At 56.7% G+C, this 21,468-nt stretch carries 25 protein-coding genes; 13 read left to right on the top strand and 12 right to left on the bottom strand.

Annotated features, from left to right (window positions below; genetic code table 11):
* Window positions 1-263: 263 nt before the first annotated feature.
* The 13 genes from nuoC (at window position 264) to C8R31_RS16415 (ending at window position 14,943) form a co-directional block, all read left to right on the top strand.
* Window positions 264-2,045, top strand: coding sequence for an NADH-quinone oxidoreductase subunit C/D (gene nuoC / locus C8R31_RS03355; protein WP_107692624.1), 1,782 nt, complete (start codon window positions 264-266; stop codon window positions 2,043-2,045).
* Between the two features lie 48 nt (window positions 2,046-2,093).
* A complete protein-coding gene (gene nuoE, locus C8R31_RS03350) occupies window positions 2,094-2,600 on the top strand; it encodes an NADH-quinone oxidoreductase subunit NuoE (protein WP_107692623.1) in 507 nt (168 codons plus the stop codon).
* Window positions 2,533-3,894: an NADH-quinone oxidoreductase subunit NuoF gene (gene nuoF / locus C8R31_RS03345; protein ID WP_258192510.1), complete on the top strand. Its 1,362-nt coding sequence runs from the start codon at window positions 2,533-2,535 to the stop codon at window positions 3,892-3,894. Before nuoE ends, nuoF begins: the two co-directional genes overlap by 68 nt.
* Complete coding sequence (nuoG, locus tag C8R31_RS03340) at window positions 3,891-6,716, top strand: NADH-quinone oxidoreductase subunit NuoG (protein ID WP_107692621.1); 2,826 nt, start codon at window positions 3,891-3,893, stop codon at window positions 6,714-6,716. The genes nuoF and nuoG overlap by 4 nt, the downstream gene beginning before the upstream one ends.
* Entirely contained in the window at window positions 6,709-7,662 is a 954-nt protein-coding gene (nuoH, locus tag C8R31_RS03335) for an NADH-quinone oxidoreductase subunit NuoH (protein WP_107692620.1), read from the top strand. Before nuoG ends, nuoH begins: the two co-directional genes overlap by 8 nt.
* Window positions 7,663-7,692: 30 nt before the next feature.
* Window positions 7,693-8,208, top strand: a complete 516-nt coding sequence (nuoI, locus tag C8R31_RS03330; RefSeq protein ID WP_090828046.1) for an NADH-quinone oxidoreductase subunit NuoI — start codon at window positions 7,693-7,695, stop codon at window positions 8,206-8,208.
* Between the two features lie 46 nt (window positions 8,209-8,254).
* Entirely contained in the window at window positions 8,255-8,806 is a 552-nt protein-coding gene (gene nuoJ / locus C8R31_RS03325; RefSeq protein WP_258192509.1) for an NADH-quinone oxidoreductase subunit J, read from the top strand.
* Window positions 8,793-9,143, top strand: a complete 351-nt coding sequence (gene nuoK / locus C8R31_RS03320; RefSeq protein ID WP_107692619.1) for an NADH-quinone oxidoreductase subunit NuoK — start codon at window positions 8,793-8,795, stop codon at window positions 9,141-9,143. The genes nuoJ and nuoK overlap by 14 nt, the downstream gene beginning before the upstream one ends.
* A gap of 1 nt (window position 9,144) precedes the next feature.
* Entirely contained in the window at window positions 9,145-11,118 is a 1,974-nt protein-coding gene (gene nuoL, locus C8R31_RS03315; RefSeq protein ID WP_107692618.1) for an NADH-quinone oxidoreductase subunit L, read from the top strand.
* Window positions 11,115-12,617 carry an NADH-quinone oxidoreductase subunit M gene (gene nuoM, locus C8R31_RS03310; RefSeq protein WP_107692617.1) on the top strand — a complete coding sequence of 501 codons (1,503 nt, stop codon included), beginning with the start codon at window positions 11,115-11,117 and terminating at the stop codon, window positions 12,615-12,617. Before nuoL ends, nuoM begins: the two co-directional genes overlap by 4 nt.
* A complete protein-coding gene (locus C8R31_RS03305) occupies window positions 12,614-14,125 on the top strand; it encodes an NADH-quinone oxidoreductase subunit N (protein ID WP_107692616.1) in 1,512 nt (503 codons plus the stop codon). The genes nuoM and C8R31_RS03305 overlap by 4 nt, the downstream gene beginning before the upstream one ends.
* 95 nt (window positions 14,126-14,220) lie before the next feature.
* Window positions 14,221-14,424, top strand: a complete 204-nt coding sequence (locus tag C8R31_RS03300; protein ID WP_107692615.1) for a DUF3330 domain-containing protein — start codon at window positions 14,221-14,223, stop codon at window positions 14,422-14,424.
* A gap of 264 nt (window positions 14,425-14,688) precedes the next feature.
* Window positions 14,689-14,943: a hypothetical protein gene (locus C8R31_RS16415; protein WP_107692614.1), complete on the top strand. Its 255-nt coding sequence runs from the start codon at window positions 14,689-14,691 to the stop codon at window positions 14,941-14,943.
* Window positions 14,944-15,263: 320 nt separating this feature from the next.
* Here the strand turns inward: C8R31_RS16415 and C8R31_RS03290 are convergent, their stop codons facing one another.
* The 12 genes from C8R31_RS03290 to C8R31_RS03240 form a co-directional block, all read right to left on the bottom strand.
* Window positions 15,264-15,896, bottom strand: coding sequence for a hypothetical protein (locus C8R31_RS03290; protein WP_107692613.1), 633 nt, complete (start codon window positions 15,894-15,896; stop codon window positions 15,264-15,266).
* Window positions 15,897-16,104: 208 nt separating this feature from the next.
* Complete coding sequence (locus tag C8R31_RS03285; RefSeq protein ID WP_146164540.1) at window positions 16,105-16,593, bottom strand: hypothetical protein; 489 nt, start codon at window positions 16,591-16,593, stop codon at window positions 16,105-16,107.
* An 82-nt stretch (window positions 16,594-16,675) separates the two neighbouring features.
* The gene (locus C8R31_RS03280; protein ID WP_107692611.1) at window positions 16,676-17,002 is read right to left on the bottom strand and encodes a hypothetical protein; all 327 of its coding nucleotides are present in this window, start codon (window positions 17,000-17,002) and stop codon (window positions 16,676-16,678) included.
* Window positions 16,999-17,520, bottom strand: a complete 522-nt coding sequence (locus tag C8R31_RS03275) for a glycoside hydrolase family protein (protein ID WP_107692610.1) — start codon at window positions 17,518-17,520, stop codon at window positions 16,999-17,001. The genes C8R31_RS03280 and C8R31_RS03275 overlap by 4 nt, the downstream gene beginning before the upstream one ends.
* On the bottom strand, window positions 17,513-17,764 hold the full coding sequence (locus tag C8R31_RS03270) for a hypothetical protein (protein ID WP_107692609.1): 252 nt from the start codon (window positions 17,762-17,764) through the stop codon (window positions 17,513-17,515). The genes C8R31_RS03275 and C8R31_RS03270 overlap by 8 nt, the downstream gene beginning before the upstream one ends.
* A gap of 148 nt (window positions 17,765-17,912) precedes the next feature.
* On the bottom strand, window positions 17,913-18,197 hold the full coding sequence (locus C8R31_RS03265; protein WP_107692608.1) for a hypothetical protein: 285 nt from the start codon (window positions 18,195-18,197) through the stop codon (window positions 17,913-17,915).
* Window positions 18,197-18,493, bottom strand: coding sequence for a hypothetical protein (locus tag C8R31_RS03260; RefSeq protein WP_107692607.1), 297 nt, complete (start codon window positions 18,491-18,493; stop codon window positions 18,197-18,199). The genes C8R31_RS03265 and C8R31_RS03260 overlap by 1 nt, the downstream gene beginning before the upstream one ends.
* A 16-nt stretch (window positions 18,494-18,509) precedes the next feature.
* On the bottom strand, window positions 18,510-18,668 hold the full coding sequence (locus tag C8R31_RS15960; RefSeq protein WP_181320372.1) for a hypothetical protein: 159 nt from the start codon (window positions 18,666-18,668) through the stop codon (window positions 18,510-18,512).
* Window positions 18,669-18,700: 32 nt separating this feature from the next.
* Window positions 18,701-18,964, bottom strand: a complete 264-nt coding sequence (locus C8R31_RS03255) for a hypothetical protein (protein WP_107692606.1) — start codon at window positions 18,962-18,964, stop codon at window positions 18,701-18,703.
* Window positions 18,965-18,966: 2 nt separating this feature from the next.
* A complete protein-coding gene (locus C8R31_RS03250) occupies window positions 18,967-19,533 on the bottom strand; it encodes a sigma-70 family RNA polymerase sigma factor (protein WP_107692605.1) in 567 nt (188 codons plus the stop codon).
* A gap of 44 nt (window positions 19,534-19,577) precedes the next feature.
* Window positions 19,578-20,972, bottom strand: coding sequence for a polysaccharide deacetylase family protein (locus tag C8R31_RS03245; protein WP_107692604.1), 1,395 nt, complete (start codon window positions 20,970-20,972; stop codon window positions 19,578-19,580).
* The gene (locus C8R31_RS03240) at window positions 20,973-21,464 is read right to left on the bottom strand and encodes a hypothetical protein (protein ID WP_107692603.1); all 492 of its coding nucleotides are present in this window, start codon (window positions 21,462-21,464) and stop codon (window positions 20,973-20,975) included.
* Window positions 21,465-21,468: the final 4 nt, after the last annotated feature.

The following is a 21,468-nucleotide window of genomic DNA, read 5'->3' as shown; positions in this document are numbered from 1 at the left end:
ACCGCTCATACTTTTCAGGACGGCGCTGTGCCTTATAACCGTTTTTCCCCAAACTTGACTTTCACCTTTTTGAATGAGTTCGCTACAAGCTTGATTGCACGTTTTTGGGGCGTATGGCTGCATTGCAACTCCTCGGAATGGAATAACCATTCCGCGTCGTTGCGCCTTTCCCTGCATCCCCAGGCTGTCACTTCACTCTGTCCAACTGCCGGGTTTAGGTTAAACCCGTGAGCGCAGCCTCCAGCATTGCCTTAAAGCAGGATATGCCGAACACATCAAGCCCTTCAGATGTGCTGGAGGAATTGAAAGGTCGCTTTGGGCCCCCGAACGCCGGTAACCCGGGCGGACCGATGGGTTTAGTGCAAAAAACCGCCGATGACCTTCCCACTCAGTGGGTTTCCCGGAACAGGGTACGCGACGTCCTGCGCTATCTGAAATTGGAAGCGGAGCGGCCTTACCGCATGCTGTACGATCTGACCGCGATCGACGAGCGCACGCGGGCGCATCGCAACGATCAGCCGCCAAGCCGATTCACCGTCATCTATCACCTGCTGTCGTTCGAGCGTAATGCGGACGTGCGTCTCAAGGTCGCGCTTACGGAGACTGATCTTCACATGCCCACGATTACGGATATCTGGCCTGCCGCAAACTGGTACGAGCGCGAGATATGGGACATGTTCGGGATCGTCTTCGACGGCCACCCGCACCTGCGCCGGATTCTGCTACCCCCGTGGTGGCAGGGGCATTCCCTGCACAAGGAACACCCCGCTCGCGCGACTGAAATGGAACCGTTCCATTTGTCCGGAGAGAAGGAGGAGGCTGAGCAGGAAACGCTGCGTTTCCATCCTGAAGAATGGGGAATGCGCCGCGCACACGACGGCACCGATTTTATGTTCCTCAACCTGGGGCCGAACCATCCGGGCGTGCATGGCGTATTTCGCATTGTACTGCAGCTCGACGGCGAGGAAATCATCGACGCTGTGCCAGAGATTGGCTTTCACCATCGCGGAGCGGAAAAGATGGGTGAGCGCCAATCCTGGCATACCTATATTCCCTACACCGACCGCATCGATTACCTGGGAGGGGTCATGAACAACCTTCCCTATGTGCTGGCCGTGGAAAAACTGGCAGGCATTGAAGTGCCTGATCGGGTAAAGGTGATGCGCGTGATGATGGCTGAATTTTTTCGCGTTGCAAGCCATCTGGTGTTCTATGGAACTTTTACCCAGGACCTGGGCGCGCTTTCCCCGGTATTTTTCATGTTCACCGACCGCGAGCGAGTGTTCGATGTCGTCGAAGCCATCTGTGGGGGGCGAATGCACCCGAGCTGGTATCGCATCGGCGGTGTGGCTCAGGACTTGCCCAATGGATGGGATCGGATGGTGCGGGATTTTCTGGATTATATGCCTGCAAGACTGGATGAGTATGACAGGATTGCTGTGGGCAACCGCATCTTGAAAGCCCGGACGCGCGGCGTCGGCAGTTACTCGACAGATGAGGCGATCGAATGGGGCGTGACGGGACCCAATCTGCGCGCCTGCGGCTTCGAATGGGATTTCCGCAAGGCACGGCCGTATTCGGGCTACGACCAGTTCGAGTTCGATGTACCAACCGGCCAGCATGGCGATTGCTATGATCGCTGTGCCGTTCGCGTCGAAGAAATCCGCCAGAGCTTGCGCATCATCGAGCAGTGTCTGGAAAACATGCCGGCCGGCTCGCATAAAGCGGATCATCCGCTCACCACACCGCCGCTCAAGAAGCATACCTTGCATGACATCGAAACGCTCATCGATCATTTCCTGGGTGTGAGCTGGGGACCTGTCATTCCTCCGGGGGAAGCATTTGTAGGGATCGAGGCGACCAAAGGAAACAACGGCTATTACCTGATTAGCGACGGCAATACCATGGCTTATCGGGTGCGTATCCGTACGCCTTCCTTTCCGCACCTGCAAATGATTCCTTTGATCAGCCGTGGACTGATGATTTCGGATTTGATCGCCATTCTGGGCAGCATCGATTTTGTCATGGCCGACGTGGACCGCTGATGTGGAACGTTGACATGGGATCGCTGAGGGGGATACCGAGGGGAAACAATGCTGAGCGAACAGGAGAGGAGAGAAATAGAAGCGCATGCGCGGCACTACCCGAATAATCGGGCGGTATGCATCGAGGCGCTCAAGATCGTGCAGCAGCATCGCGGCTGGGTATCGAATGAGGGGATTGCCGACGTGGCCGAGGCATTGCAGATGAAGCCGGCTGAACTGGAGAGCGTTGCAACCTTCTACAACATGATTTTCCGCAAGCCGGTAGGCAAGCATGTCATCTTGCTGTGCGACAGCGTCAGTTGCTGGATCATGGGTTATGAACATCTGCGCGAGCACCTGGCGGCGCGCCTGGGCATCAGGCCGGGCCAGACCACTGCCGACGGCCGTTTTACCCTGCTGCCGAACGTGTGCCTCGGCGCCTCTGACCATGCTCCTGTCATGATGGTGGATGATGCGCATTACCAGGACCTGGACGCGGCCAGGATCGATGAAATCCTTGCTAATTACCAACAGGAAGAAAAAGAATCAACTGATGGAAACACCGCTGACCCGTAATATTTCTTTGGGGAAAGAACCGCCCGATCTTGCGCAGTACGAAAAGGCGGGTGGTTATGCTGCCCTGCGCAAGGCCCTGCACATGTCTCCCGCGGAAGTCCAGGCAGCGGTGAAGGAATCAAACCTGCGCGGGCGCGGGGGGGCAGGATTCCCCACCGCGCAGAAGTGGAGTTTCGTGCCAATGGGTGAGGACGCGCCGCGGCCCAAGTATCTCGTCTGCAACGCCGACGAGATGGAGCCGGGTACATTCAAGGACCGCCTGTTGCTCGAAGGTGATCCCCACCAGTTGATCGAGGGCATCATCATCAGCGGCTATGCGATCCAGGCCGACGTGGCCTACGTCTTTCTGCGCTGGGCGTACAAGCTGGCGGCCCGGCGGATGGAGCGAGCGATCGCTGAAGCTTATCACCAGGGCTACCTTGGGAAAAATATCCTGGGCTCGGCGTACAGCTTGGAGATGCACCTACACGTCAGCGCCGGGCGCTACATGTGCGGAGAAGAGACCGCTCTACTGAATGCCCTCGAAGGCAAGCGCGCCAATCCGCGCGCCAAGCCTCCGTACCCGCAGGTGAGCGGCCTATGGGGCAAGCCCACCATCGTCAATAATGTTGAAACCCTGTGCAATATTCCGCATATCGTGAATCATGGCGCTGCATGGTTCAAGAGCCTGAGCCGTAGCCGCGATGGCGGTACCAAACTCTACGGCGCCAGCGGAAGGGTAAAGAACCCGGGGTTATGGGAATTGCCCATGGGCACCCCTCTGCGGGAGATTCTGGAAGAACACGCGGGCGGCATGCGCGACGGCTACCGGTTTCGCGGCTTGCTGCCGGGAGGTGCGTCGACGGATTTTGTTACTGCCGATCACCTCGACGTAGCGATGGATTTCGATTCGATGCAGGCGGTGGGCAGCCGTTTAGGGACGGGCACCATGATTGTCCTTGACGACAAGACTTGCCCGGTTGGCATGCTGCTCAATCTCGAGCATTTCTTCGCGCAGGAGTCGTGTGGCTGGTGCACCCCTTGCTGGTCGGGGCTTTCATGGATCGAACAGATATTGCAGGACATGGAGGAGGGGCGCGGCCAGGCTTCCGATCTGGAACGGCTAGAATCGCATACCCGCCTGCTGGGCCCGGGGCACACCTTCTGCGCCCTCGCGCCCGGTGCGGCAGAGCCGCTGCAAAGCGGCCTCAAGTATTTCCGGGATGATTTCGAGCGCCACATCCATGAAAAACGCTGCCCCTGGGGCGAGCGCGATGTGGGGACGCAGCATGGGAATGTGGCGAGGCGAATGTGACGATCATCCATATCGACAACCGGCCTTATCCTGCCAAGGATGGCGAGAACCTGCTGCAGGAATGCCTCTCGCTGGGATTCAACCTGCCTTATTTCTGCTGGCATCCGGCGCTTGGCTCGGTAGGGGCGTGCCGCCAGTGTGCGGTCAAGCAGTTCAAGAACGAGGAAGATAAGCATGGCAAGATCGTTATGGCGTGCATGACTGCGGCTAAAGATGGAGTTCGGATTTCAATCGATGACCCCGAGGCACACGAATTTCGCGCGAGCGTGGCGGAATGGCTGATGGTCAATCACCCGCACGATTGCCCGGTGTGCGATGAGGGCGGCGAATGCCATTTGCAGGACATGACAGTGATGAACGGTCATGTTTATCGCCGCTTCCATGGCCGCAAGCGCACGTTCCATAACCAGGACCTCGGGCCTCTCGTCAACCACGAGATGAATCGCTGCATTCAATGCTATCGCTGTACGCGATTCTACCGGGACTATACGGGCGGACGCGACTTTGACGCCTTGATGTTGCGCGATCAGGTCTACTTCGGCCGCCATCAGGACGGGGTTCTCGAAAGCGAATTCAGCGGCAACCTGGTGGAGATTTGCCCTACCGGTGTTTTTACCGACAAGACATTGAAGCGGCACTATACGCGCAAGTGGGATTTGCAAACGGCGCCATCGGTGTGCGTGCACTGCGGACTCGGTTGCAACACGATTCCGGGCGAGCGTTACGGCATGCTGCGCCGCATCCGCAACCGTTTCAACGGCGCGGTCAACGGCTATTTTTTATGCGACCGCGGCCGCTATGGTTACGAGTTCGTTAATAGCGAGCGCCGGATCAGGCAGCCAGTGTTGCGTAAAGCCAAAACCGAACCACTGCAGCTTGCCACCAAACAGGACGCGCTCCAACATTTGGGAGAAATCCTGTCCAGTGGCGCCCGCGCCATCGGTATCGGCTCCCCGCGCGCCTCGATCGAAGCCAACTTTGCGTTGCGTACGCTGGTTGGACGTGATCAGTTTTATCTCGGAATATCGGAGCGGGATTCCCGCCTGCTTGCTTCAGTCCTCGATATTTTGAGAAAGGGTCCTGCCCGCGCGCCATCGCTGCATGAAGTGGAGTTGGCGGACGCGGTGCTGGTGCTGGGGGAAGATGTCACCAATACTGCGCCCCGGCTTGCGCTGGCCCTGCGCCAGGCGGTGCGACGCGAACCGCAAAAGATGGCGGAGAAAATGGGTATCCCGCTCTGGAATGACAATGCGGTGCGCGATGCGACGCAACAGGAGCGGGGGCCATTGTTTGTTGCCACTGTGACGGATACCCGGCTCGATGATATTGCGACTCGGACCTTCCATGGGCCGCCTGCCGATCTCGCCCGCCTTGGGTTCGCGGTGGCGCACGCGGTCGATTCGAACGCGCCTCCGGTAGTTGGATTATCCAGTGCGGCACAAGCACTGGCTGACGTCATCGCAGAAAAACTGAGGGCGGCTGAGCGTCCATTGATTATCTCCGGGATGGGTTGCGGGGACAAGGCCACCGTTGAGGCGGCGGCCAACGTTGCATGGGCGCTATGCAGCACGGGCCACGCCGCCGAGCTCTGCTTCGTTGTTCCCGAATGCAACAGCCTGGGCGGGTCGATGCTCGGAGGCGATAGCCTCAACAGCGCATTGGAAGCAATGGACAGCGGCGCCGTGGATACCCTCATCGTTCTGGAAAACGATCTTTACCGGCGAGCGGATGCCGCGATGGTCGATCGGCTTCTCGCCGCAGCCCGGCGCGTCGTGGTGATCGATCATATCGAGCATGCTGCCAGCGCGAAGGCTGACGTGGTGCTGCCTGCCGCGACCTTTGCCGAGGCGGATGGTACGCTGGTGAATAACGAAGGACGGGCACAGCGCTTTTTCCAGGTTTTCGTGCCTACGGGTAATATTCCGGGGAGTGACATTCCGGGCGATATCCAGGAAAGCTGGCGCTGGCTGCGGGACATCATGGCTGTGGCTGGCCGCGGTGATGAAGCACCATGGTCAAGCCTGGACGATGTCACCGCCGCCTGTGCCGCGGCAATTCACCACCTCGAACCGATTTTGCGCGCGGCGCCATCGGCGAGCTTCCGCATGGATGGACAGAAGATTCCGCGTGAGCCCCATCGTTATAGCGGGCGCACCGCCATGCACGCCAACGTAAACATCCACGAACCCGAGCTGCCGGATGATCCGGATAGCCCCCTGTCATTTTCCATGGAAGGCTATCCGGGCCATCCACCGCCGTCGCTTATTCCCCGGTTCTGGGCGCCCGGCTGGAACTCGGTGCAGGCGTTAAACAAGTTTCAGGACGAAGTGGGCGGCGCGCTCTCCGGGGGCGACCCAGGCGAGCGCCTCATCGAGCCCATGCCGGCGAAAAAAACGGCGTACTTTGAAAATGTACCGGCTGGCTTCGCGCCGCGTTTGGGCGAATGGCTGCTGTTGCCGTTGCATCACATCTTTGGCTCCGAGGAACTGAGCGCCCTGGCGCCCGGTATCGCTGAGCTAAGTACTGAACCGTATCTGGCGCTCAACCCCGACGATGCGGTCGATCTTCGCCTGGCTGAGGGGGATGACGCGCAGTTGCTGTTTGGGCCCGAGCTTATGGAAATTTCACCCGGCTTCCCCGAGGAAATTCCGCGAGCGTACTGGCTGCCGGTGCGGTTGAAACCAGAATTGCAACGCGGCACTGCTGGGCTGCCCGTCGGTCTGCCAAGTCCGGGCAGTCTTGGGGGGGTCGGATTGCCGGCATTCGGCAAGATAAGAAGGGCGAGGAAGGAGAACCGGATAGAAGAGGGACGCCATGAGTGAATCGGCGCGCATCTGGGCGAACCTGATCTTGATCCTCGCTGCCGTGTTTGCTTTCTCGGCGCTGCTGTCCTGGATCGAACGCCGTTTGCTCGGCGTCTGGCAGGACCGCTACGGCCCGAACCGGGTGGGGCCGTTCGGTATTCTGCAAATTGTTGCCGATTCGATCAAGCTCCTTACCAAGGAGGACTGGGTGCCGCCATTCGCCGACAAGGCGGTGTTCGTGCTGGCGCCGACAATAGTTGCCGTCACTACGCTGCTTGCATTTGCCGTGGTGCCGATCGCGCCGGACATCGGTGTGGTCGACCTGAACATCGGGTTACTGTTTTTTCTCGCCATGTCTTCGCTTGGCGTTTACAGCGTCGTACTGGGCGGATGGGCGTCCAACAACAAATATTCGCTGCTCGGCGGCTTTCGGGCGGCGGCACAGATGTTGAGCTACGAGGTTTTCATGGGTCTGGCGCTGATGGGCGTCGTCATGCTCGCCGGTTCGTTCAACCTGCGCGATATCGTCGCCGCGCAGGAAAATCTCTGGTTCTGCGTACCCCAGATCCTTGGCCTGGCAACTTTTACCGTAGCGGGCATTGCCGAAGCGCGCCGGCTACCTTTCGATCTGCCCGAGTCGGAGAACGAGCTGGTGGCTGGCTTTCACACCGAATACTCCAGCATGAAGTTCGGCCTGTTTTTCATTGGTGAATACGTGGGCATCACCCTTGTCTCGGCAATGATGGTGACATTATTCTTCGGAGGGTGGCTGGGGCCGGTGCTGCCCCCAGTGATATGGTTTTTGCTCAAAACCTTTATTGTCATTGGGTTCTTCATTTTACTGCGAGCTTCATTGCCCCGGCCCCGTTACGACCAACTGATGGCCTACGGCTGGAAAGTCATGCTACCGCTCACACTTGTCAATTTGTTGATCACCGGCGCGGTCATATTGGCTGCGGCGTAACCTGTTCAGATAGCTCCGGGAGAAGATTGCATGTGGAATTCCCTGAAGACAATGTGGATCATCTTTCTGCACATGTTCCACCGCCGGGTGACGATTCAGTATCCGGACGAGAAACCCAAGATTCCGCCGCGCTGGCGCGGACGCATCATCCTGAGCCGCGATCCGGATGGGGAGGAACGATGCGTTGCATGCTACCTCTGCGCGGCGGCCTGTCCGGTGGATTGCATCGCATTGCAGGCGACTGAGGATGAGCATGGGCGGCGCTATCCCGAGTTCTTCCGGATCAATTTTTCGCGTTGCATTTTCTGTGGGTATTGCGAGGAGGCATGCCCTACCGATGCGATCCAGCTTACGCCCGACTTCGAAATGGGCGAATACAACCGGAAAAACCTGGTGTACGAAAAAGAGGACCTTTTAATCGATGGCACCGGCAAATACCCTGGCTATAACTTCTACCGGGTAGCCGGGGTTGGAATCGGCGGCAAGCACAAGGGTGATGCCGAGAACGAGGCGCCGCCCGTAGACCCACGTTCGCTGTTGCCTTGATCCGTACCTTAATGCGGATCTTGATTCCTGATTGGGGAGGGAGGCTATGGAAGCGACATTCTACTTATCCGCAGCAGTTGCCGTTGCAGCCACGCTGATGGTCGTTACACGGGCGAGTGCCGTGCATGCGCTGCTCTACCTGATCGTGTCCCTGCTCGCCGTTGCGGTCGTCTTTTTTGTGCTGGGGGCGCCGTTTGTCGCTGCACTGGAGGTCATTATTTACGCAGGCGCCGTCATGGTGCTGTTCGTGTTCGTGATAATGATGCTTAACCTCGGCAAGGCCGCAGCGGTTAAGGAGCGCGAATGGTTGAGCCCCGGCATGTGGATGGGCCCCGCCATACTGTCGGCGTTACTGCTGGCTGAACTGATTTATATCCTTATGGGGAATGAAGGCGCCGCAATCGCCGGCAGGGCAGCGGTCGACTCCAGGGAAGTAGGTATTACGCTCTTCGGACCCTATCTCCTCGGTGTCGAACTGGCTTCGCTGCTGTTACTGGCGGGGTTGGTCGGCGCATGTCATCTCGGCTGGCACACCGAGTCAGGTTGGGGTTCACGTTCTGAGCCCCTTTCGGATAGGCGCGGCCATGAGCACGGCTGAGGCTGTCACGTCCGCCACTACCGCTGTTGCGGCCGCTATTCCCATGCATCACGGCCTGCTGCTCGCTGCAATCCTTTTCGTGCTGGGAATGGTCGGCATTCTGGTCAGACGCAACCTGATCTTCATCCTGATGTCGATTGAGATCATGCTGAATGCGGCCGGGCTTGCCTTCGTGGTTGCTGGTTCGCACTGGGCGCAGGCCGACGGTCAGGTAATGTTCATCTTTATCCTGTCTGTGGCGGCGGCTGAAGTCTCTGTCGGCCTGGCATTGCTGCTGCTGTTGCATCGCCGCTTCCAGACGCTGGATGCAGACGCGGTGAGCAAGATGCGGGGATAACGTGTTACCCCTGCTCTGGCTTATTCCCACGCTGCCTCTGGCCGGTTTCCTGATGCTGGCACTGGGCGGAAGCCACTTGAGCCGGCGCAGTGTCGCGGTAATTGGAACTGGCTCCGTGGCTCTCTCGGCACTCATCGCCATTCTGATCGCGATCGACTTCATCGCTGCAAGACCGCCGGGTCTCGCCTTTCAGCAGGAAGCATGGGTCTGGATCGCCACAGCCGATTTCTCGCCGAGGATCGGCTTTTATCTTGACGCGTTATCACTGGTAATGGCCCTGGTCGTGACCGTCATCGGTTTCCTGATCCACCTCTATTCCACGGAATTCATGATTGGCGATGACGGCTATGCGCGCTTTTTCGCCTACATGAATCTCTTTGTTGGCTCGATGTGTATCCTGGTTCTTGCCGACAATCTGCTGTTTCTTTACCTTGGCTGGGAAGGGGTGGGACTTTGTAGTTACCTGCTGATCGGATTCTGGTATCGGGACCCCGTCAATGGGCGCGCTGCGCGCAAAGCGTTTATCGTGACCCGGATCGGCGATACCGCTATGGCGATCGGCCTTTTTCTGCTGTTCACTCATCTGGGAACCCTTGATATCCAGCCGTTGATGCAGCGCGTGACGCAGCAGTGGCCGGAGGGGTCGGAGCTCGCTATTCTCGCTGCAGCACTTTTGCTTGCCGGTGCGGTGGGCAAATCTGCCCAGCTCCCGCTACAGACGTGGCTGCCTGACGCAATGGCCGGGCCTACGCCGGTGAGCGCGCTGATCCATGCCGCAACCATGGTAACGGCAGGCGTATATCTGATCGCCCGCACGCATGCGCTCTTTACGCTCGCACCAGTAGTGCAGCTTGCGGTAGCAGTGATCGGCGCCCTTACCCTGCTGCTGGCAGGGTTCAGTGCACTTGCCCAAAAAGACATCAAGCGCGTGCTCGCGTATTCGACCATCAGCCAGATCGGTTATATGTTCCTTGCTCTGGGAGTGGGCGCCTGGTCCGCAGCCATCTTTCACCTGATGACTCACGCCTTCTTCAAGGCTCTGCTGTTCCTGAGCGCAGGTGTGGTCATCATGAGCCTGCACGAGGAACATGATATTTTTCGGATGGGTGGGCTGAGGAAAAAACTTCCCGTTGCATTCTGGACTTTTCTAATTGGCAGCGCATCGCTCGCGGCGCTGCCGCTCATTACTGCGGGCTTCTACAGCAAGGACCTGATTCTTTGGCGGGCCTGGTCGTCAGCAGGAGGGAATCCATGGTTGTGGGCCGCGGGATGGGGGGGTGCAATATTGACTGGCCTCTACATCTTTCGCGTGGTGTTTCTCGTCTTTTTTGGCGAAGCGAGGACTGCGACGCCTCCCGAAACCAGACGGCCGGGGTTGCGCATAACTATACCGCTCATCGTTCTTGCAGCACTCTCTCTGGTTGGCGGATGGATTGAAACCCCACCTTTTCTCGGCAATTTAACGCTGTTTTCCAGCTTTATTCAGCATGCCTTGCCGTCGGCTCAGGTCGTTCATGGCGGGAAAAATGACGAAACCATTCTGGAGCTGCTCGCAATTGCTGCCTCTCTTGGCAGCATCGCGTTGGCGTATCTGTTGTTTTTGAGATATCCCGCCTTTCTCCATGGACTGATGTTGATCCCGGCATTGGCAAGAATCCGGAAGTTCTGGCATTTTGGCTGGGGTTTCGACCGTTTTTATGAGTTCCTGTTCGTCCGGCCCTATCTCTGGCTTGCGTACGCCGATCGGCACGACGTGATCGACAATATCTACAGCATGGCGATTTCATCCACACTCAGGTGGCTCCAGAAGGTCGATCGGCATGACGTGATCGACAATATCTACAGCGGCCTGGCCGAGCTTTGTCTGTTTCTCTATCGCGCCTTAAGTGCAACGCAAAGCGGACAGGTACGCCGCTACGCGGCGGCGATTGCCACCGGATCGATCGGTATTATATTCATCGGGATATTCGCATGATTCTCTCCGCATTAATTTTCATCCTGGTGGCCGGCGGTTTGCTGGCATGGATGGCGAATCTGTGGCATTCGGACTCTGCGAAGTGGGTTGCGCTGGCTACGGTGGGCATCGAGCTCGTATTGGCGATATGGCTTTGGCTGCAGTCTGCCAGCGCTATGGCTCTTCCCGCTCACGGGGGGTGGCTTGCCGAGACCAGGGCGGAGTGGATTCCGCGTTTCGGAGTGAGCTTTCATCTGGCCATGGATGGAATAAGCCTCATCCTGGTCGTGCTGACCGCTTTTCTGGGGGTGGTATCGGTGGCATGTTCCTGGACGGAAATCCAGGAGCGTGCTGGGTTCTTTTACTTAAACCTGCTATGGACGCTGGCAGGGGCTGTCGGCGTATTCCTTGCGCTGGACCTGTTTCTGTTTTTCTTCTTCTGGGAGCTGATGCTGGTGCCGATGTATTTCATGATTGCGATCTGGGGCCATGAGAATCGGCAGTATGCATCGATCAAGTTCTTCATTTTCGCCGAGGGGAGCGGTCTGTTCATGCTGGTAGCAATTCTTGCGCTGGTATTCGTCCACTACCGCGGCACTGGAGTCCTGACATTCGATTATTTCGAGCTGTTGAATACGGCCATGTCTCCCTCCACCGAGCTGTGGATCATGCTTGGCTTTTTCATTGCGTTCGCAGTCAAGGCGCCCATCGTGCCATTTCACACCTGGCTGCCGGACGCACACACCGAGGCGCCGACAGCAGGAAGCGTGATTCTTGCAGGGGTGCTGCTGAAAACCGGAACCTACGGGCTATTGCGCTTCGTTGTTCCGCTATTTCCCGAGGCGGCCGGGTATTTTGCCCCGGTGGCGATGGCGTTGGGAGCAACCGGAGTTCTCTATGGCGCTTTCCTGGCGTTCGCCCAGACGGATTTCAAGCGCCTCGTGGCCTACACCAGCGTGAGTCACCTGGGCTTTGCGGTGCTCGGGATATTCGCCTGGAATCCCTGGTCGCTTGGGGGGGCCGTGATGCAAATGATCGCGCACGGCATCAGTACGGGAGCACTGTTTGTAATCGCAGGCATTTTGCAGGAGCGGACCCACACACGCGATATGCGTCGCTTTGAAGGCCTGTGGAGCGTCATGCCGCGCCTGGCGGCAATGGGATTGTTTTTTGCCATTGCCGCGCTTGGGCTGCCGGGAATGGGTAATTTCGTCGGGGAATTCCTGGTACTGATGGGATTATACCGCGCCAGCAGCGTGCTGGCGTCCGTCGCGGGCGTGGCATTTGTCGCCAGTGTCGTGTATGCGCTTGCGCTGGTGCAGAAAACTTTCCATGGCGAGAATACCCATGGTTGGCAACTGCACGATCTGTCAGGCCGTGAAATGGCGACCCTGTATTCAATGGCGGCGATTACCCTATGGCTGGGGCTGTATCCGCAGCCGGTGCTGGATGCCGCGCCAAACACCCCAAATAGTCCGCCTGCGATTGCTGTCGCTCGCCATGAGGTCAATGCGCAATGAACCCGCTACACTCCGACTCACTACACTCCGACCTCGTGGCCCTGTCCCCGCTCATCCTCCTTGCCGGGTCTGCGGTAGTGGTGATGCTGGCCGCAGCCTTTTACCGTCATCCCCGGCCGGTCATGATGTTGACACTCGCTGGGCTGGTTCTGTCATTTGCATCATTGTTTCTGTCCCAGGGCGGCGGGTCCCGTCAGGTCACGGCTCTGCTGGTCCTCGATACCTATGCGCTGTTTTTTATCGGGCTCATCTTCGCCGCGACCTTTGTCGTCGCAGTGCTGTGCTATCGCTACTTCGGCGGTTCTGAAAGCCGCCATGAGGCGCTTTACATCCTGTTACTGCTGGCCGCCCTTGGCGGTGGGGTTCTCGTGGCAAGCAGCCATTTTGCTTCGTTTCTCCTGGGTCTGGAACTGCTCAGCATTTCGTTGTTTGCATTGATCGCCTATCCGCGATTCACAGAGCGTCCTCTCGAAGCGGGGATCAAATACCTGATCCTGGCTGGATTCTCATCCGGATTGCTTTTGTTTGGCATGGCGCTGGTCTACGCGCAGCTCGGGACGATGCAGTTTGCGAAAATCGGAACAATGCTTACCGCGCCGGATCAGGCGTTGGAGCTCTACGGACTGGCCGGGCTCGCGCTGATTGTGACAGGTGTCGGATTCAAGCTGGCCCTCGTGCCCTTTCACATGTGGACTCCGGATGTATATGAAGGTGCACCCGCACCGATTACCGCATTCATCGCCACTGTTTCAAAGGGCGCCATGCTCGCCCTGCTACTGCGCTATTTCCTGATGGCGGGAGCGCACCAGTCGCAGCCGATCACGCTGGCATTGAGCCTGATTGCCGTCACGACAATCCTGGTTGGCAACCTGCTCGCCCTGCTGCAAGATAACATCAAGCGGATTCTTGCCTATTCCTCAATTGCCCAGCTTGGCTATCTGCTGGTCGGGTTTCTGGCTTTTGATCCGCTGGCAATCGAGGCGGTGGCTTATTTTCTTACGGCGTATTTTGTCACTATGCTGGGTGCGTTCGGTGTGGTAACGGTATTGTCGGGCGGGTTCAATAACGGATCCGAGGGCGAATCCCAGCGCGTAGCGGAAAGGGATAGCGACAGGCTTGCGGATTATACGGGTCTATTCTGGCACAGACCGTGGCTCGCGGGGGTGTTTACCGCCATGCTACTGTCGTTGGCCGGAATTCCGCTGACGATGGGCTTTATCGGTAAGTTCTACATATTAACGGCTGGCGTGGAAGCATCGTTGTGGATACCTGTGATTGCATTGGTTGTTGGCAGCACCATCGGGCTCTTCTATTACCTGCGTATTATCGCAGTGATGTGTGCGCCTGGTTCCCAGGCAATCACTGAACCAACCATGAGGCCCGTTGCATCACCCTCCCTTGGGGAAAGTGTGACGCTGGCGGCGCTGGCGTTATTGCTTATATGGCTGGGCGTCTTTCCGGCTCAGCTTATTGATGTGCTTGAAGGAACGGTGGTGGATTTGACTTGATTACCGGTGCTTCGTCTGTTTGTCACAATGCAAAAGGTGGGGCGGGGCAAAAGGTCGGTGGGATTGAGGCAGGTTGAAAATAGGGAGCTTCAAAAATGCGTGAACCGGAAATACCATCTGATCCCGATAGGGTGGCATGCAAGGTCTGTTTCAAGGAAATCCCTTTATCCGAAGCAGTTAATGAAGAAGCGACCGATTACGTCCTGCATTTTTGCGGATTGGATTGTTACGCGAAATGGAAAACTCAGGAAAAGGATTATGGTTCAGGCAACTCACCAGGAAAAAAGTTATCGTCGTAAAAGGCAGAAAACGGTTTTCTGTTGCGGAATTGATGCGTCGCGGCCGGGCAACGTCCGGCCGACACACTCAAGATGCGCGAGACGGATATCCGCGAGGGCACCCTGGCTGTGAAGCAGGGCAAGGGCGGGAAGAAATTGCGTTTGATGTTGACGAAAGATGGCGTGCCCAACGAGCTGGGCGACTGATTGAGACCTTCCTGGAGAGGAAGCGCGAGACAGTGTGCGCAACTTGGCGCTGATCATTTCAAAAGGCGGGTATGTGCGTTGACCACATCGGGCCTGGACAACGGCTTCGAGCGTGCAAGAATCAAGGCAGCGGCAGCTGCTGACCAGCGCGGTCAAGCCGATCTTGCAGCAAGAATTAGGGGATTTCAGTTCCGGGATCTGCGTGCGAAGGCCGGAACGGAGAAAGTAGATAGCGACGGACTGGTAGAAGCAAAACGCCAGCTAGGCCATTCTTCCGTCAAAATGACCGAGCATTACGTCCGCCTGGGCCAGATCGTCACGCCTACCAAATGACATATTTCCTTCATATTTGCGGACCAACCATGCTTTTGCGGACCGAAATAATATGCGGAAAATCGCTTAAAGCCTTACGGATATTGGCTCCCCGACCAGGGCTCGAACCTGGGACCTGCGGATTAACAGGCTATCGGCTCAATCGTTTCTCTTCAGCCACTTAAGACCGTTTTTGCTCCGCAATTATGGCCAAACCGCCTCTAGGAAAGCGGCATGAATACTGCGGCCGAATGTTTTTGCGGAGCAAAAATCTAGATCCACGAGTTATCCCGGAGCTTCTACGATTGCATTTTCTCCCAGCCAACACGAACAAAATTTGTCTATAGATTACCCGCCATTCCGTCGGAAATAACAGGTGGATGTTGCCCGTTATTGCTCTTAAAGACCTCGAAATATTCCTTAGGCATGTAGAAGGTAACTGAAAAAAAAGTGGAGTTCTCAAAAAAACAATTTAGAAATACGGTACATCCCCTAATAGGAATGTTATTTTTAATAATTACTATTTCACAGTCATTAAAAATGCATGATCTCAGGTCGCAGCCTATTAAGATGATGTGCGCTGGTCCTAATAACTCACATTCTTCAAATCTAGCTTTTTCAGTACCCATGTAGAAAGGATGAAAAAAATCTGAGAGCTTCAGACGTTCCCGCTCAAATCTCTTTGCTAACGGATTAATGGCTATCATTTGAGCCTGCCTATCCGCCCAGTTCGCCTGAGATAGTTTCACTCGGACGCCACTTAATAACCAAGCAACAGCGGCGACGCCGAGACCGACCAGCAATCCAATTGCAACCCACGCCACTAGCCCATATTTTGCAATTGGTTCAGACAAACTGGCAATGTAACCGGCCGAGCCGCTCGCAAGAACCGATACTATCGCTACCCAATGCTCGATCGCGAAATCTACAAAGGAGTTTAGACCCGCCCGTGCCCACCTATTATTCCGTGCCATTGAGTGCCCAGTCGCATGACAAACTCGCGCCCCGAGAACCGGTTCACGAAGCCGGCAAGTATAGCAGAGCATGAGGACGGGTCGAAAACGCCCATGTCATCGGTTTCAATAGCTAAATATGAACACGGCAAAAGCCTGCCGTTGTAAATACCATAACTTTTCCAGTCTCAGAACGTATCGCCGGGCTTACAGTAAACCCGAAAAGGTTTCACTTGACTGCAAGCTGCTGGGCCACCCAGTCTTGCAGCCCGATCAATTGCTCCGTGTTGGCGATGCAGACTTCGGACTCGAGCTCTTTCTGCCGCTCAACGTCTGTGAGCCCAACGTCGGAGGCGCTTTCATCAATTCCGCCGGCGGCGTCGGGAACCGCCCCTTGGTTTGCGCTGTTCCACATGCTGACAAAATACTTAGGGATAACGCAGCCGCGATCAGTGCGCAACGTGACTTCATATGGGACCTCTCTGTCTCGGTAAATAATGCGGTCTTTAAACACCGTCCGGATCTTCTCTTGCACGGCCACCGCCTGGGTACCGGCAGCGTTCGACACATCATCTCGCTCTCCATCGATCCTGATCTCTTTCTTCTGTTCAGCAATAGTTTCCAGGCTATGCCCGGCCTCATTCCAGTAGCCACCGACATACAATCCGCCCGCGAATGCCACAAGAACCGTCCCGCCCCAAACTGCTGGAATTAGCATTTCCTTACCCCCTTGTACTACCATTAAGGTGCTGATTTAGATCGATTGCAGGGCGTTTTAATCGCCCGCATTTTGCGCAGTTTTAGCGATGCCGTCGTATCTCGTGCCGCGCTCGAAACTGTCCCGCGTTATCCACGCGGTCATATTGTCCCAACTGGAATTCCAATTGCTCCCCAATGCGTCTTAGCGCGTGGTGATCCTCGCCCGTGACTTCAAAACCCAGCCTGGCCAAGTATCCTTTTATCTCACATACGTTGGCCTGTTCCGATTCGACCATGTTCATAACCCAGCCGTAAGGCCCTGTCAGCGACGTGTCGTCAAACCGCTTGCGTATCAGGTACGCGCGACGAACGAGCTGCTCCACGGTGATCAGCCCGTCAACGATGACAAAATCATCTGGCAGGCTCACGCCGCACCCTTCGCCCGTTTCCCTTCGCAGATTGCCCGCTCTTCAGCACGTCGCTTGACGAGCCCCGGCAACACCTTTCTCCCCGGACCATACTTGAACGCCTCGATGCGCTCGCAAGCCTCCTCATAGCGCTCGGCGTTTATGAGGTCAATGAGGTTCGGCGGCTTCCCAGGCTTGGCCTTTCGGCAGAATGTAGGGACGCCTATGTTGTATGCCAACCGCACGAATGCTTCAAACTCATGCGGATAGAGAGGCACGGTAACGCACTGCCGAATTCCGCCCGCGTACACGTCCTCGATCTCGCCCAGCAGTCGCACCAGCGAGCGCTCTGGCGTGGTCTTGTCACCCATCCTGACGCCGGCAGTCGTGCCAAACCCAATGGTCGGCACATCCCCGGGAACCGGGATATACGCTTCGCCCTTGTAGCCCTCGTGCAATGCGATCCCCACGAGTGTTGAAGCGGCCAGAGCCAGCGCGGCCAGCGCGGACCGCGATTCCGTGATTGAGGGTTTAATCATTTTTGGTCACTGTCAGGTTCTTCTGTTCCATGAGTCGCACGATGACGGTAAGCCCCGCGGAAACGAGGACAAGACCACCGCAAATATCCGCCGTCGCGGCAAACAGATCCGGATTCAGGCCCAACCACTCGGCGGGAACCTGCTTGATCCCCTGCTGTATGGATTCCAGCGCGGCTGTGACGTAGGTCATCCTGACGCTCCATGCTTTCTTGAGAACGTCCTTCCAGTTTTCAATGAGTGTCATTTGCATATCTGCATTAGCCCAGCAACGACCAGACCGACCCCAGCTGCGATCAAGCCCCAATCAACCCCACTGTGAAGCCCTATCCCCAGCGAAAAAGACCCAACGCCGGCATAGGCCACCGGCCAGCCTTGTAGCCACTTCAGCCAGCTCATTTCGGCGGACTCAGCAAGCAGTCCAGCTTCTGGTTGATGGCATCCTCCACGTCAACCACATCGAGATCGACGCATGGATTCCTTTCGACCGGCTTGGGCTTGACTACGTCCTTCGCCCTTGGCGCGACAACCTCGACCGGCGGCAATACAACCGGCCATGCCGTGGGAGCGGCGACCGGGGCGAGCATGGAAGCCGCAGGCGCCGTTTCTAGGTTTGACGTCTTAGGTGGAACGGGGCACCCCGTAAGGAAGGTCACTAACAAAATGGGCAGGTATCTCATCAACGCCTCCTGTTCGGCCATTGCTCGATTAGCCTGTCGAGCTTGTCGTTGAACTGGTGCAAGGATTCGCGATGCTCTACCCGCATCGCTTTCATTTCTTCGCTCAAGCGGTCATTGGTTCGTTCCTGATACAACTCTCCCCGCTTGAGACTCGCGATGTCGTTCTGGATGGAGTTGTAAGTAGCGACCCCCGACGCCGCAAGACCGGCAACGGCAATGATCCCGGCAAAGGACAACGTATAGGTGGTAGGGCCTTTACGCGGCTCCCGTCTTTCTTCTTCCCCTTCACACGCCATGCCCGCCACCCTCTTCTTAACTGAACAACGACTTGATGAACGACCAGCCAAAAACCACCAGCGCGATCGCAACTGCGGTCAATATGAGAACCGTCCCCTTATGGCGAACGAAGAAGCCGTCGACCTTGCCTTCCGCCTTGTCGTAATACTTTTTGGCTTTAGCTCCGATACCCATTTTTCTTCTCCTTTTAAAAAACGTCGCGCCATTCATATCGCGTAATACAACGCTGCAAAAATCAGGCAGGCAAGGCCGGCGCAAAGCGTGTCTTGCCTACCGATCAATTCCCAGTGCCATTTCTTTTGTTCGAGCTCGCGGAGGATGAAATACCCCATCGCCAGGAGCACGGCGCCCCACAATGGCATCGGATTGGCGAAACCGACCGCCATGATGACGACATAGGCGCCATGACCAATCTGTTCTCCGGATTCCAGCCATCCGGACTTGCCGGGCTTGAGAGTAAAAAGCGCCATGGCTATGGATTCCGGCTGTTATATATTTCGTTCAAGTGCCCAAGCGAACGTTTAAGCAACTGGCATACCCTTGATTCGCTCACGCCCAATTCATTTCCAATGTCTCGGTGCGTCATGTCTTGCCCGTAGTACATATCGATCACGTTCTTTTCCCGCTCAGGTAGGTTTGCTATCGCCGCTACCGCCGCGAAAACCCTTTCCTTCTCCATCAGCCTGTCCAGCGGCGTAACCTCATCAGAATGCCGTGCATGGAGAGACACGAGCTGTTCAGACGGCAAGTCGTCAATACTCACCATGCTGTAAACAATCTCATCGCCTTTCCTGAGAGCCCGGCGCGGACCCCAATCCTCGCGCCTCAGCTCATCAAGCATCGCGCCCTTGATCCGGTGGCTCGCGTAAGTCTCGAATTTCGCCCCTGGCATTTCCTCGTATCGATTCAGGGCCTGCATCAAACCCATCATTCCTACTTGAATCAGATCGTCGCGCTCGACACATGCGGGCAGATGCGCCTTCATGCGGGATGCGATGCTTCGCACCAGGGGCGCAAATTGTTCTATTTGTTTTTCCATAAAAAAAGCCGCTCAAGGCGGCTGTGGTCATAAGCTGGGCTGATCTATCTTGCATACTCACTGTACAGAACCACGTCGAGCGCACCGGCATCGACTTGAGCCCTGATAGCGACACATAACTCCCGCAGCCGATTGCTCGATATCTGGATTGAGTTCGCGGCAGCATCCGGACCGACAACGCGGTGAATCATCAGGGTGGCGTCGCCGCCAGCTGCTGCTACGTCGTTGATGTAGGAAATGATTGTCGCTATATTTGCTGCCTCCGTTCCCGAACTGGTCCAGGTGTGCCCGATAATCGGGCCGCAGAGACGCTGTAGATTCCTCGTGCTGAGTGCGTTGTTTTTCTGCATATGGTATGCCGGGTTGGCACCATCAGCGGTGCGGGCTACAGAAAAGCCGTTATCAAGCATCAGTCCGAGAAACGCCAAGTCTGTTACCGTGTTGGCGTATTTGCCTTGGGGCCAGATGTAACACTTGGCACCCCATTCAGACGTCAAGCTATTGGCGACCAGGTAATTCTTGCACGCGAGCACATCCGCCAAACGCTCAGCATCGGTTGTCCAGACTGAAAACAGGTTGCCAGCTCCCAGTGTCGTCGGATGGTTCGGACCATGTGCGATGCATTCATTTCCAGCCGCCACATAAGCTTGGAGATCGCTCAGCGAGGCATAGGTGGACGTTCCCACCGTGGCATAGATGATGCTCATGGTGCTCTTCAGGCCGTACTCCTGGAGTATCGGCAGACCCATGCGCATGAATGATGAGTAACCGTCATCTGCGGTAATGGCGAGTCTTGCTTTTTTGCGCATCACGCCGGCACGTACTGAGCGCAATCCAATCGTCGCAGTATTGCCGCTGGTTAAAAATACGCGCAGCTTGCACTGCGTGCAATCCAGATCACCCACCGGATGGGTAAACCCACTCTTCGTCCATAAGGCCTCGTGCACGAAATATGCGGTCAGCCCGTTAATCGCGAAGGGGCCTTGAGTAGTTGGCACCAAGGCGGTAGTGATATTGCGGCTGGCGAATTTTGCATACGCGGCACTGCCGACATAAAGCGTCATGCTCTCTACTTTCGACATGTCGGGTGTGTATATCTCGAAGGCGATGTCCTTCGCTGAGAATGCCTCACTGGCTACCGGAAGGTTGATCTCGAAGTTGTTTGTCGGGCCTGCCCCAGTCCCGGTTGCCGTTACCACCCACAGCGTCTCTCCGCCGACCGTGGCTTGGGCTGATGAGCTGACGCTGACATTGGCTCCGGCCGTGACGGTGATTCCAGCGACTGGCGGCTCGATGAGTACGTTTCCATACGCCGCTCTCGGCGCGAAAATAGCCGGGGTGAGCTGGATCAGTTCCTTGTTCAGGTTGGTGAAATTTGCATCCAGCTCGGCTTTAGTGAGCAGGGTTCCTTTCGTCAGTCTTTTTATGATCGTTGCCATTTAGGGATGCACCCACTCAGGAAGTGATGCGATCAAATCAGAGATGGCGGGCAGCGCAGTTTCGCCTGCCTCTACCGCATCGAGCGTGGCGTTTGCAGACGTCTGCACTTGGGCCGCCCAGACCTGGAATGCTTCGGATACGGCGCGCAGCGGGTTATCTGTTCCGACGAAGCTCTTCGCCTCACTGATACTGTTGAAGTGCTCAGGCGCTGCTTGAGCTACGGCGCTCATATGTTGCCGCACCGCGAGACGTCGTCGCTCAATCTCGTACTGAAGCTTCTGCTCTGCAGTCGGCAAAGGTGCGTCCCTCACGATCCATGCAGCCACTCCATCAAAGAAAATGAGTTGGCCGGGCTCTACTGCAGGCGGAGGAGTCTCGACACAATGGACGGGGGTAAGGAATGTGCCGGGCTCCAACGGGCTTTCCTGTGCGTCATAGGCCCCAGTAGGAGCGAACGTTACCGGGTCATATAAATAGACTGTTTTTCTCATGGCT

It is taken from the genome of Nitrosospira sp. Nsp2 (genome assembly GCF_003050965.1).
Taxonomy (GTDB): Bacteria; Pseudomonadota; Gammaproteobacteria; order Burkholderiales; family Nitrosomonadaceae; genus Nitrosospira.
This window is presented reverse-complemented; position numbering and strand designations above follow the sequence as displayed.